The organism is Hyalangium sp. (assembly GCF_035629615.1).
Classification (GTDB): domain Bacteria; phylum Myxococcota; class Myxococcia; order Myxococcales; family Myxococcaceae; genus Hyalangium.
This window is the reverse complement of the sequence record NZ_DASPHO010000037.1, coordinates 1-11,664: the sequence shown is the minus strand read 5'-3', so window position 1 is coordinate 11,664 and position 11,664 is coordinate 1. Positions and strand designations below refer to the sequence as shown.

At 68.7% G+C, this 11,664-nt stretch carries 11 protein-coding genes; 4 read left to right on the top strand and 7 right to left on the bottom strand.

Annotation, left to right across the window (positions count from 1 at the left end):
* Positions 1-1,720, top strand: a 1,720-nt coding sequence (locus VD972_RS01725; protein WP_324979740.1) for a potassium transporter Kup, incomplete at its 5' end; no start/stop codon positions are given.
* Positions 1,721-1,744: 24 nt separating this feature from the next.
* Here the strand turns inward: VD972_RS01725 and VD972_RS01720 are convergent.
* Positions 1,745-2,695 (bottom strand): ATP-grasp domain-containing protein, encoded by a 951-nt coding sequence (locus VD972_RS01720; RefSeq protein WP_324979737.1) that lies wholly within the window; start codon positions 2,693-2,695, stop codon positions 1,745-1,747.
* Positions 2,696-2,803: 108 nt separating this feature from the next.
* On the opposite strand from VD972_RS01720, the gene VD972_RS01715 reads away from it, so the two are divergent.
* A complete protein-coding gene (locus VD972_RS01715) occupies positions 2,804-3,016 on the top strand; it encodes a hypothetical protein (protein WP_324979734.1) in 213 nt (70 codons plus the stop codon).
* Between the two features lie 36 nt (positions 3,017-3,052).
* Here the strand turns inward: VD972_RS01715 and VD972_RS01710 are convergent, their stop codons facing one another.
* Together VD972_RS01710 and VD972_RS01705 are read right to left on the bottom strand one after the other, a co-directional pair.
* The gene (locus VD972_RS01710) at positions 3,053-3,634 is read right to left on the bottom strand and encodes a TIGR02265 family protein (protein ID WP_324979731.1); all 582 of its coding nucleotides are present in this window, start codon (positions 3,632-3,634) and stop codon (positions 3,053-3,055) included.
* Positions 3,635-3,724: 90 nt separating this feature from the next.
* Positions 3,725-4,462: a metallophosphoesterase gene (locus VD972_RS01705; RefSeq protein WP_324979728.1), complete on the bottom strand. Its 738-nt coding sequence runs from the start codon at positions 4,460-4,462 to the stop codon at positions 3,725-3,727.
* A gap of 317 nt (positions 4,463-4,779) precedes the next feature.
* On the opposite strand from VD972_RS01705, the gene VD972_RS01700 reads away from it, so the two are divergent.
* Both VD972_RS01700 and VD972_RS01695 read left to right on the top strand, forming a co-directional pair.
* Positions 4,780-6,390 carry an N-acetylmuramoyl-L-alanine amidase gene (locus VD972_RS01700; RefSeq protein WP_324979725.1) on the top strand — a complete coding sequence of 537 codons (1,611 nt, stop codon included), beginning with the start codon at positions 4,780-4,782 and terminating at the stop codon, positions 6,388-6,390.
* Between the two features lie 4 nt (positions 6,391-6,394).
* Positions 6,395-7,501, top strand: a complete 1,107-nt coding sequence (locus VD972_RS01695; RefSeq protein ID WP_324979722.1) for a TolB family protein — start codon at positions 6,395-6,397, stop codon at positions 7,499-7,501.
* On the opposite strand, the gene VD972_RS01690 is transcribed toward VD972_RS01695, so the two are convergent.
* The 4 genes from VD972_RS01690 to VD972_RS01675 all read right to left on the bottom strand — a co-directional run.
* A complete protein-coding gene (locus VD972_RS01690; protein WP_324979720.1) occupies positions 7,488-8,618 on the bottom strand; it encodes an FAD-dependent oxidoreductase in 1,131 nt (376 codons plus the stop codon). The two genes, VD972_RS01695 and VD972_RS01690, sit on opposite strands and share 14 nt — an antisense overlap.
* Before the next feature lie 27 nt (positions 8,619-8,645).
* Positions 8,646-10,331, bottom strand: coding sequence for a PAS domain S-box protein (locus VD972_RS01685; protein WP_324979717.1), 1,686 nt, complete (start codon positions 10,329-10,331; stop codon positions 8,646-8,648).
* Positions 10,332-10,503: 172 nt separating this feature from the next.
* Positions 10,504-11,361 carry a carboxypeptidase regulatory-like domain-containing protein gene (locus VD972_RS01680; RefSeq protein ID WP_324979714.1) on the bottom strand — a complete coding sequence of 286 codons (858 nt, stop codon included), beginning with the start codon at positions 11,359-11,361 and terminating at the stop codon, positions 10,504-10,506.
* A gap of 78 nt (positions 11,362-11,439) precedes the next feature.
* Positions 11,440-11,664, bottom strand: a 225-nt coding sequence (locus tag VD972_RS01675) for a hypothetical protein (protein WP_324979711.1), incomplete at its 5' end; no start/stop codon positions are given.

The window sequence follows — 11,664 nt, the reverse complement described above, 5'->3', positions numbered from 1 at the left end:
CTTCTGGTCGCTCATCATCTCCGTCTCGGTGAAGTACCTGGTCTTCGTGCTGCGGGCGGACAACCGAGGGGAGGGCGGCGTCCTGGCGTTGATGGCGTTGGTGTCGCAGCGACAGAAGGGGGCCAAGGCGCCTCACCCCTGGCGCCCGAGGCTGCTGCTGCTGGGCATCGTCGGTGCGGCGCTCTTGTACGGGGATGGGATCATCACGCCCGCCATGACGGTGCTGAGCGCGGTGGAGGGCTTGAGCGTGGCGACGAACTTCTTCGAGCCCTACCTCCTGCCCATCTCGCTGATCATCCTGCTGGGGCTGTTCCTCGTGCAGCGCCAAGGCACGGGTGGCATCGGGAACGTGTTTGGGCCTTTCATGTGCCTGTGGTTCGTCGTGCTGGCGGCGCTGGGCATCAAGGAGATGGTGCACAACCCAGCGGTGCTGGCCGCGGTGCTGCCGTGGCACGGCGTGTCCTTCTTCATGCAGAATGGGTGGCACGGCTTCCTGGTGCTGGGCGCCGTCTTCCTGGTGGTGACGGGCGGAGAGGCCCTCTACACGGACATGGGCCACTTCGGCCGGGGGCCCATCCGGTGGGCGTGGTTCAGCATGGTGCTGCCCGGGCTGCTGCTCAACTACTTTGGCCAGGGGGCGCTGCTGCTGAGGGACCCGGGGGCGGCGCGCAACCCCTTCTACCTGCTGGCCCCAAGTTGGGCGCTCTACCCGCTGGTGGCGCTGGCGACGGCGGCGGCGGCCATCGCGTCCCAGGCGGTCATCTCCGGAGCCTTCTCGAACACGCGGCAGGCCATGCAGCTTGGGTACTGCCCGCGCATGGAGGTGGTGCACACCTCGGCGGAGGAGAAGGGGCAGATCTACCTGCCGGGCCTCAACCTCATGCTGCTGGTGGGCGTCATCGTGCTGGTACTGGGCTTCCGCTCCTCCACTCGGCTGGCGGGGGCCTACGGCATCGCGGTGTCCACCGCGATGATGATGACGACGATGCTGGCGTACGTGGTGGCGCGTGAGCGCTGGGGTGTGCGGCGGCTGGTGGCCCTGCCGGTGGCGGGGCTGTTCCTGGGAGTGGAGCTGGCGTTCTTCAGCGCCAACGCGGTGAAGATCCCGGACGGCGGCTGGTTCCCGCTGATGCTGGCGGTGGTGCTCTTCACGCTGATGACGACTTGGAAGCGCGGGCGAGAGATTCTCGGGGCCAAGCTGCGCGCGGCCAGCATGGACCTGAAGGATCTGCTGGAGGGCCTCCAGGGCGATCACGCGCCGGTGCGGGTGCCAGGCACGGCGGTGTTCATGACGGGCAACCCGGAAGGCTCGCCGCCGGCGCTCTTGCACAACCTGAAGCACAACAAGGTGCTGCACGAGCAGGTGGTGCTGCTGACGATCCTCTCGGAAGACGTGCCGCACGTGACATCGGAGGAGCGGGTGCAGGTGGCGCCGCTGGAGCAGGGCTTCGTGCGCGTGGTTGCCCGCTATGGCTTCATGGAGAACCCGAGCATTCCGGACATCCTCAAGAAGTGCCGTGAGCAGGGCCTGCAGTTCCAGCTGATGAGCACCTCGTTCTTCCTGGGGCGCGAGACGCTGATTCCCTCGAAGAAGCCGGGGATGGCGATCTGGCGCGAGGCGCTGTTCTCGTGGATGAGCCGCAACGCGCGCAGCGCCACGGCGTTCTTCCGGATCCCGCCCAACCGCGTGGTGGAGCTGGGCACCCAGGTGGAGCTGTAGGCGCCCGGCTCTGGGCCGGGGGCCCTACCGCGCGGCGCGTGCGCTCTCCACCACCCGGCGCGCGATGGCCTTGCTGATGCGGTGGCCCATCTTCAGCTCCACGTCCATGTAGATGGGCGAGCTGTTCAGCTCCAGGAACACGAAGTCCTTGCCGCGCTGCTTGAGGTCGATGCCCGCCAGCGTCAGCCCGCACGCCCTCGCCGCGGCCCGGCAGAAGCGCTGCACCGGCTCGGGCAGCGCCACCTCGCGGTACATCGCCTCCCCGCCGCTGTAGACAGGGTCATCCCGGAAGTCGAGGTGCTGCTCCGGTGTCACGATGGCCACGCTGGAGACGATCTCATCCCCCACCAGCATCACCCGCAGATCCTCCCCCGGCACGCGCTCCTGGAAGATGACGGGCGAGGCGGCTACCGCGTCCAGCCGCTCCAGCGCCTCGGCGTCCAGGGCGCGGGTGAGCGCTCCTCCCAGGATGGGCTTGTAGATGACGTCCTTCACCTCGGCCTGGAAGGCGCGGATGGCCACCGGGTCATTCGAGATGAGCGTGCGCGGCACCTTCGCCCCCAGGCTGCGCAGCGCGTGGAGCTGATAGGGCTTGTGCTGCATCACGCTGGCCGCGTGCGGGCCGTTGACCAGGGTGACGCCCCGGTGCGACAGCTGCAGCAGCCAGGCCAGGAAGTACGCCGCCCGCTCACGCGTCTGGGTGAAGGTGGTGAACCAGTCCTCGTAGAGCACCAGGGAGTCGTCCTTCTTCATCGCTGGGACATAGGGCACGGGGACCGAGCGCACGTAGAAGCCCTTCACGTCATCCACGGGCTCGCCCAGGTAGAAGGTCTTCCCATCGTGCATGGAGAGCGGCTTGCCCTCGTCGAGCGCGCGGCTGTCTACGATGAGCGCGCCTGCGCCGAGTGCCGCTGCCTCGCGGGCCACTGCGGCGCACTGTGGATCCGCGCCATCGCCAAAGATGCCGATTCGCATGGTGTTCCCCCCTTGTCAGGCTGGAGACTTCCACCCCAGGCAAGCAGGACTCACCTTCTCCGTACAGAGGGGTAGTCAGAAACCCACCCCCCCTTTCCAGGAGGCAACATGACGGGTCACCGCAGAGGCTCACCTTTCATCCGGTATGAGCTGCCCGTGCTGATCGCCGGTAAACCCACGAAACCCCCGGATGACCAGGGCGGCAAGGGCAAGCCCCGCCCCATGACGACTCTGGCGCTGGGCGAGGAAGGGGGAGGCTCCAACTCTGGCGTCGTCACCACGATGGCGCTGGGCGAGGAGGGAGGGAGCGACGCCTCTTGAGCTCCCTTGCTCACAAGGGAGGCAAGGCCCCGCGCCTCAGTTCCAGGTGATGTCGTACTCCACGCGATCGATCCCCTGGGGCCGGGCCCGCGCGCGCCCCTGGATGTTGAGCAGCTTCAGCGAGCCGAGCACGATGCCCTCGTGGTAGGCCGGCGGGATCATGTCCCCCTGGGCGTGCAGCACCCCGGACTTGGGGGTGATGGCCTTGTACTCGCGGCGCCCATACGTGACGGCGGTGCTGTAGCCAATCTGCGCCATGGAGAAGAGCTTGTGCGGATCACCCCGCACCAGCACCCCGAAGATGAAGCGGCCGGGGCCGGAGTTGTACCGCGAGAGGCTCGTCTCACCGCACGCGCGGAAGACGGCTTCAGCGGAGCCGAGCTTGCCCTCGAGCAGATCCGCGACGTTGTAGAGCAGGTGAAGGAAGTCCTGCACCGGGTACATGCGCAGCTCGGAGTACTCCTTCGCGAGCTCGCCGGTGCGAAGCGTCGCCAGGGCGCTCTGCCCTGCTTGTTGCTCAACGAAGTGGAACACCGTCGTGAAGAACAGCCCCAAGGCACTGTCTCCCGGATGAACCGCTGCGAGGCGAGCCGAGAGCTCCGTCTTGTTCGCTGGCATCTGTCATCCCCCGCTGCCTCTTCCCGACTCCGAGGCAGTGTGAGGAGATTCTAGAGCGCTCTCGCGAGCCGAGGAATGCAGGCGCAGCGCTCACATCTCGTCAAGCAAGACAGGCGAGAACTTTGCCGCGTCACAAGAAGCCAGCACGTAGCGCACCCCCGCGCGCTCGCCGGTGAAGCCCGCGGCGATGCCCTCCGCGTGCAGGTGTCCGTACACGCACACCTTGGGGCGGAAGGCCTCGATGGGAGCGCTGAAGGCGGTGGGCTTCTCGTTGGCGTACAGCGGAGGGAAGTGCACGGCCACCACCCGCGTGAGCGGCGTGGGGCTCTGCTTCTCCTTCTTCTGCGCGTCCTCGAAGGAGGTGGCCAGCCGGCGCGTCTCGCGCTCCACGTAGGCCAGGTCCGCGGGCTCGTCTCCCATCTCCCCGCCAGGCATGGGCGGAGCCTCGGGTGCCGTCCACAGCCGCGAGCCGGCGATGACCCACGGCCCCATCACCACCGCGCTGTTGTGCAGGAAGCCCTCCAGCGTCTTGAAGGGCTCCAGCAGCTTGCGCAGCTTCGAGGCCGAGTCTCCCCACCAGTAGTCATGGTTGCCGCGCACCAGCACCTTGCGCCCGGGCCGCTCGTCCAGCCACTTCAAGTCCTCCATCACCTCCGTGGTTCGCGTGGCCCAGGAGATGTCTCCCGCGACGATGATCACATCCTCGGGGCGCACCTTCTCGTCCCACGCGCGCTGCAGCGGCAGCGGGTGCTCCGTCCACCCGAAGCGGTGCATGTCCTTGTTCCGAGTCGAGGGCAGGTGGGTGTCGCCGATGGCGAAGAGGCGCATGGTGACACCCTCATACCCAAGCCCTCGCGCGATGTCGGCACCCGCGAAGGGCTCCTCCTCACGACCGAGGACTTGGGAGCCTGCCGAGGACTCGAGCTTCCTTGGGGGACCAATGAAATAGGTAAAACAAGTTTAGGCAGTTATTGTATGAAATCAGGACAGACTGGAGCATGGATGCTCCACTCTCAGCCTGAGGCTTTACAGGTCTTCAGAGGGATACCTGTTTGGCTCGAATTCTGCTAATCAGTCCGCGCCGGCCCCCTCGCGGACGAGGGTGGAGCCGACGTCTCACCTGCCCCCCCTCCGAAGGAGTATCCATGTTCAGGTTGCGCAACGTGCTCGCGACAGCAGCTGCGGCCCTCTCGCTGGCCGCCTGCGGCCCCCAGGGCCCCGAGTCCCAGGAGCCCGCGCAGAACCCCTCCAGCGCCATTGCCGAGGCGGCCAAGGACGCCGTCGACCACGGCTCCATCGGCCAGTTGGATCCGCTGTTCGACCAGGCCGCCCGCGAGTTCAACGTCCCGGCGGACCTGCTCAAGGCTGTGGCTTTCACGGAGACGCGCTGGCAGATGGTGCGCGGTGAGGTGGAGTTCGAGGGCATGCCGGCGGCCTTCGGCGTGACGGCCCTGCGAGGCGAGGCGCTCGAGCGCGGCGCGGCCCTGGTGGGAGTCTCCGCCGAGGCAGTCCGCACCGACGCGCTGGCCAACACCCGAGCAGGCGCGGCGCTGCTGTCCTCCTACGCGGAGGAGCTCAACGTCGACCGTGGGGATCTGGGCGCCTGGGCCGCCGCGGTGGTGAAGCTCAGTGGCATCGAGAACACGGACGCGCAGGCCGAGCACGTGCACAAGGGTGTCTACGCCACGCTGCGCAGCGGCGTCGTTGTGGAGACGGCGGACGGCCAGGTGACGGCGTCCATCATGCCCACGCAGGTGGAGGCGAAGTTTGCCGCGCCCTCGCTGCACGCCATGGCGGCCGGCCCGGACTATGCCGCCTCCGTCTGGCGGCCCTCGCCCAACTACGGCGCCCGGCCCGCGGGCACCGTGCTCAAGATGATCATCATCCACACCTGCGAGGGCAGCTACTCGAGCTGCTGGAGCTGGCTGGTGAACACGGCCTCGGGTGTGTCGGCGCACTACGTGGTGAACGAGAGCGGCAGCGAGGTCTCCCAGCTGGTGCGTGAGGTGGACCGCGGCTGGCACGTGGGCGCCTCCTATGACTGCAACCTGAACGGTGGCCAGGAGTGCGGCCTGCAGGGCGTGTCGGTGAACCACTTCTCGGTGGGCATCGAGCACGGCGGCTTCGCCAGCCAGACGTCCTTCCCGGCGGGGCAGATCGACGCGTCGGCGAAACTCTCGTGCGACATCGCGCGTGACCGGGGCATCCCCAAGGACAGCTACCACATCGTGGCGCACGGGCGGCTCCAGCCGGCCACGCGCACGGACCCGGGTCCGAACTGGCCGTGGACGAGCTACATCAGCAAGGTCAACTCCTTCTGCGGCACCACCTCCACGGACCTGGTGATCGACAGCAACAACGCCAACAACGACACCAGCAAGGGCTACATCGAGGCCTCCGCGAACTGGATCTCGTCCACGAACGTGGCGGGCTACTACGGCTCGGGCTACTTCGTGGCGTCCACGCAGGCCATCTCGGATCCGGCGACCTTCTGGTTCTACATGCCGGCGGCGGGCACCAAGACGATCGACGCCTGGTGGACGGCGGCCACGGATCGCTCGACGACGACGCCGTTCATCGCGTGGAACGCGGCGGGCACCAAGCTGGGCACGGTGAACGTGAACCAGCAGATCAATGGCGGCAAGTGGAACACGCTGGGCTCCTGGAGCTTCTCGGCGGGCTGGAACAAGGTCCAGGTCAGCCGCTGGACGGGGGCGGGCTTCCAGGTCGTCGCCGACGCGATCCGCGTCCGCTAGCACCATGGGCCAGGGCCTCGAACCTCGTCGTCCCTGGCTGGGACGGGTGCGGCTGTGGGCCGCGCTCGCCCTCCTGGGTGCCGGTTGTCCCGCGAGCAAGTGCAGCCGCGGGACGGCCGGCACCGGTCCGCTCTCCGAGGAGGAGCGGCGGGCCATTCCTGGCGTCATCGCCTTCATCTCCGAGCGAGCGACGCAGAAGGACGTCTGGCTGGTGAAGCCGACGGGTGAGGAGACGCAGCTCACCAAGAGCCCCGAGGAGGATGACTACACCTCGGCGCCGGCTCCGGATGGCAAGGCGCTGCTCGTCATCGCTACGCGCACCGTGAGTGGGCTCCACCTGGAGCAGCTGAGGCTGCAGCCGCTGGATGGCTCGGCGCCGGTGCCGCTCAATGAGCCCCGGGCGCGCGCGCGCAACGCGAGCTGGTCGCCGGACGGCCGCTGGTTGGTCTCCGAGTCGGATGCGCAGAGCTTCAGCGATCTGGTGAAGCTCGAGCCGAAGGCGGGCGCGGTGGAGCAGCGCCTGACGGATGTGCGCGAGGGGTGCTTCGAGCCCTCCGTGTCTCCGGATGGAAGTGAGATCGCGTTCGTGTCCAGCCGCGAGGGCGATCCAGAGATCTACGTGATGCGCGCGGACGGGACGGGCGAGCGGCGGCTCACTGCCTTCCACATGGAGGACCGCGAGCCGCGCTGGAGCCCGGACGGGAAGTGGCTCACGTTCATCAGCAACCGCGAGGGCCGGGAGCGCTACTACCTGGTGCGGCCGGATGGGACGCAGCTGCGCGCGCTGTCGGGTGCCGCCACGAAGCTCGACGAGCGCGAGCTGGCGTGGAGCGCGGACAGCCAGAAGGTGGCCTTCGCGGAGCGGCTGCCAGATGGGAAGAGCCGCATCTGGGTGGCCAGCGTGGAAGGGGGCGAGCCGGTGGCGCTCACGGACGGGAAGGCGCGGGATGACGCGCCGACCTGGAGCCCGGACGGGAAGTACCTGGTGTTCGTGGCGGAGAGGGAAGGGGACACGGATCTGTGGCTGATGCGCGCGGATGGCACGGGGCAGACGCGCCTCACGAAGGCGAAGGGCGCCGACTGGCTGCCGCGGTGGTTCACTCCTCGCTGAGCGGTGCCTGGCGCGAGCCCGGGCGCTGGCCTGCGAGCCGCTGGAAGCGAGCCATGAAGCGCCGGTCGATGGCATCCTTGAGCTGCCACATGGCACGGCCCTGAAAGGCGAGCCCCTTCCATGCACCCACCGCCGTGCCGTCTCCCGCGTTCAGCAGGGAGAGGAAGCCTCGCTGCGCGCGGTAGGACTGGAGCGGGCCCTGGCCCGTGAGGGCCGAGCGCAGGTTGGCGCTGAGCACGGGCCCCTGGCGCACGGCGTACACACCGGCCTTGGGGACGTGCTGGCCACTGATGAAGCCCGCGCAGTCACCCGTGGCGAACAGCTCCGGGTGGGAGGGGCTGCGCAGCGTGTCCTCCACCGCGAGGTAGCCTCGAGCATCCACCGCCGCTCCGCTTCGGACGAAGAGCTCGGGGGCGCGGGCGCCCGTGGCCCACACACAGGTGGTGAAGGGGAGGGACTCGCCGGATGCCAACTGGGCGGCAGCGGGCGACAGTGAGACCAGGGTTGCCTCCGTGCGCAGCGCCACCCTCCGCCGTGCCAGCAGCCCGCGCACGAGGCGCCGGGCGGAACGAGGCATGCCTCGGGGGACCTCCTCCCCGCGCTCGATGAGCGTGGTGGGGCGCCCGGTGCGGGCCTGGAGACAGAGGGCCAGCTCCACGCCCGCGGCCCCGCCGCCCACGACGAGCAGGGGACCGGACTCGCGAGTGGCCTCGGTGAGCACCGTGAGCGTGCGCTCCAGCGGCTTGAGGACCCGGGCATGCTCTTCCACTCCGGGCAGCTCGGTGCCCGCGGGCAGCGAGCCGATGTCGAAGCTCGCCACGTCGTAGCCGAGCACACGCCCGTCTCCGAGCTGGAGCTCTCTTGAGTTCGCCCTCAGCTCCGCCGCGCCACCAGGCTCCAGCCGGGCCCCTGCGGCGCGCGCGAGCCCCTCGAGCTCGAAGGAGAGCTGCTCCAGCACATAGTCACCCGCGATCCAGCCCGGCACCATGCCGCTATAGAGCTGCCTTGCCCCGAGCGACACGAGCACTGTCTCCACTCCAGGCAGCGGCGCGAGTGCCAGGGCTTCCAGCACGTAGAGGTGCGCGTGTCCCGGGCCCACGAGGACCAGCCGTTTCATGAAGTCCCTGGTAGCACGCTCATGCCATCAAGCGGCACCCCGCTCCGCTTCGGAGCTCTCCTGGGCAGGGACGCTCAAGGGCAGAGCGACGGTGAAGACAGCTCCCTGACCCGGTTGGCTCGACACGCGGATGCCACCTCCGTGCGCCTCGACGATGAGCCGGCAGATGTAGAGCCCCAGCCCCGCGCCCTTCGCCCGTCGGCCTTCCTTCGTCCGGTAGAACTTCTGGAAGAGCCGCACGGCATCCTCCGGCAGCAGGCCCAGGCCGTGGTCCTGGACGGAGAGCTCCACGAGCCCCTCGGTCTGCTCCAGACGGATCTCGATGGGGCTGTCGGGTGGGCTGTACTTGAGGGCGTTGGTGAGCAGGTTCACGACGACGCGCTCCAGGCGTGGCGGGTCCACCGGCACCAGCGGTACGGAGGAGGTGAGCTCCAGGTGGAAGCGCTCGCGGGTGTCGGGAGGGAGGTCGCGCTCGAGCACCTCCTCGAGGAAGCGGACCAGGTCTGTGGGCTCCAGGCAGAGCTTCACCTCTCCTGCCTCCAGGAGCGAGTTCTCCAGCAGATCCTCTACCAGCCAGCTCATCTGCCGCGTGTTCTGGAGCAGGCTCCCGGTGAGCGCCGCCTCGCGCGTGAGGCCCCTCTCCTGAAGCAGTCGCTGCAGCAGCTGGGTCCGCAGGGCAATCACCTGGAGGGGGTTGCGCAGATCATGGGAGATGAGCCCCACGTAGTCCTGCTGGAGCTGCTCCAGCTCCCGGCGGGCGGTGATGTCCTGGATGGTGACGACCACGCCGCGCACCGTGTCGGAGCTCCCGAACACGGGTGCCGCCGAGGCCAGCACGGGGACCTGCCGGTCCGGGCGGGCGATCAGGAACTCCTGGGCGGGGACCGCCTGTCCCACGAGCGCCCGCGTAGAGGGAAACTCCTCGAGGCTCACGACACTTCCATCCGGGTGCAGGAAGTTCCCCCGGTACAGCTCTCCGCCCTCCGAAGGCTCGACGGGACGGCCGAGCATGGCCGTGAGCGCGACGTTGGTCCGCACCTTGTCCGTCACGGGATCCACGAAGAGGATGCCCACGGGGGCGCTGTCCACCACCGTCTGCAGGAACAGGCGCTCACGCTCGGCCTCGGCGCGAGCATCCTGCAGGCGGGCCAGGTGCTGCTCGCGCTCCGTCACGTCCCGGATGATGGCGGTGATCGTCAGCCCCTCGGGTGTGTGGCAGGGGCTGAGGCTCACCTCCACGGGCAGCTCGGAGCCGTCCTTGCGCCGGCCCCGGAGCGGCACGGCCTGGCCCACCGAGCGGATCTCCGGGCTGCGCACGTAGGCCGCGAGGTAGCGGGAGTGCTTGTCCCGCAAGGACTCGGCGAGCAGCACCGCCACGTCATGGCCGATCAGCTCCTCCCGCCCGTAGCCAAACACCCGCTCCACCTGGGCGTTCACGAAGCGCACCACGCCGTGCTCATCCACGGCCACCACCGGATCCGGTGCTGTCTCCAGCAGACCGCGGTACCGCGCCTCGGAGGACTCGAGGGCGGCGCTCGCGCGGCGACGGTCCTCATGAATGCGGTCCAGCAGCGAGGTGGCAAGGAGCACGAGCAGCACGCCGCAGAGGATGAGACCCAGCGCGGTGTGAGGTGCCAGGTCAATAAGGCCCAAGCTCCAACCCAGCAGCCCCAAGGCTCCCATGAGCGGGCAGGCCAGGAGCCCCACCCACACGAGTCCTCTACCAATCTGGGCACTGCTCGAGCGCAACCCATTGGACATTCGCGGTCCCCCCGGAACGCAGTGCCCTGTGAGTCAGAATGACTACGCTCGAAGTGAAGAGGGATCAATCCCCGAGTGACAGGTCGGTGGAAAGCCGACACTCCGTGGATGCGCCGCGTCGGGTCTATGGAGCGTAAGTGCCCGGGAAGAGGGTGATCACGAGGCCGCGCCCCGGTGTGGCGCCTGCATTCCGCCACACGTACGTCTCCGTGCCATGGAGGCCCACACGAAACGTCTCGGCGTCCGCGCCCGAGTGGACGTAGAGGAAGAGCCCGTGGGCGCTGGTGCCTCCTTGGCCGGCGTGGGCCAGGTCCTCGGAGGGATAGTAGATCCGGTCTGCCAGCTCACCTCGATCGAGCCGCACGCGGGCGCCTGCCATGGGCTTGCCCGTCTCATCCACCACCCGGCCGAGGACGAAGCCTGCCTCCACGAGTGTCTGAGCACGGCCCTCCGTGTGGACGCGGAGGGCTTCAGGGCCGACGGCGCGAGTGAGCGCCTCGTGGAACGCCACCGGCAGGGCCCACACGCGGGCATCGATGACATCCGTCCGCGGCCGCGAGCCGGTGAAGGCGGTGTCGAAGACGATGGTGGACGCGCGCACGAAGCCCTCGTGCTCGAGGCTCGCCGCCAGGCTCAAGTGGACGTCCCTCACCGGGATATCGGAGATGGAGAACCCGCCGTCCTCGAAGAGCGTGCCGACGCCGAAGGTGGCGCTCGGATCGCTCACGCCCACTCGTAGGGGCTCTTCGATGACGAGGGGAAGTCCTGCGAGTGCGGGAGGAGGTTGTCCTTGCGCTGACAGCAGCCGCGAGGCTTCGGGCAGGAGCTCCACCCGGCCATTCACGGTGATGAGGAGGTTGTCCAGATCCACGATCTGGGCGTCCTCGGTGCGCGTGCCGGGGTCCGGTATGGAACCGGAGCCACAGGCAGCGAGGCTCAATCCGAGGAGGGCACAGCCAGCGAGCAGGCACGAGGACTTCATGACTGCCCGCCAAGATTTCCATGCACCGGCGGGGAAGCAAGCCACCCCGCCGGCGACCGTCCCGTTGCTGACGGTTAGCTACCAGCGGACACTGGAACCGGAGCTGGAGCTGGACGAGCCCCTGCGCGGGGGAGGAGCGGAGGTGCCGCTGCCGGACGGCGAGGAGGAGCTGCTGCGGCCACTCTCGCCCCAGCCACTGCCGCCGCGGGGACGGCCGTTGCCGCCGCTGTTTCCATTGCCATTGCCGTGGCCGTTGCCATTGCCGCCGCCCGGGTTGCCCCAGCCGCCACCATTGCCACCGCC